1 protein-coding gene is annotated in these 546 nt (G+C 67.2%); it reads right to left on the reverse strand.

The window, feature by feature from the left end; translation table 11 throughout:
- Positions 1–520, reverse strand: a 520-nt coding sequence (locus JAP66_RS31810; RefSeq protein ID WP_199435577.1) for a pentapeptide repeat-containing protein, incomplete at its 3' end; no start/stop codon positions are given.
- Between the last annotated feature and the right edge of the window lie 26 nt (positions 521–546).

Below are 546 nucleotides of genomic sequence, written 5' to 3' on the forward strand. Positions count from 1 at the left end.
GAAGAGCCGTCGGCGGTTCATCAGTCACCTCCCACCCGGCCGGCCACGAATGGCGCCCATGTTTATATGCGCCATTGTCAGCCCTTATCCACGCGGTGCTGAGCACCGGCTTGCGGAGGAACGTTGCTGCAACGAAGTGAATCGTGCTTGCGAACGTTGCCTCGTTGAACAGGGCGTCCTCGTCGAAGCTCGCCCCGTCGAATCTGGCGTCCCCGCCGAAGCTCGTCCCGGCGAACAGGGCGTCTCCGGCGAAGCCCGCCAACGCGAATGTGGCCTTCCCGGCGAAGCTCGCCCCGTCGAACCAGGCGCCGTCCCCGTCGAAGGTCGCCGCGTTGAACATGGCCTTCCCGGCGAAGCTCGCCCCGCTGAACAGGGCGTCCCCAGCAAAGTGCACCCCGGCGAATACGCCTGGCCCGAATCTGGCCGCCCCGGCGAAGCTCACGGACTTGAATGTGGCCTTCCCGGCGAAGCTCGCCCCGTTGAACATGGCGTTCCGGGCGAAGCGCGCCCTGTCGAACATGGCGGCCCCGGCGAACCGTGCTCCGC

It is taken from the genome of Qaidamihabitans albus, from assembly GCF_016464705.1.
GTDB lineage: Bacteria > Actinomycetota > Actinomycetes > Mycobacteriales > Pseudonocardiaceae > Qaidamihabitans > Qaidamihabitans albus.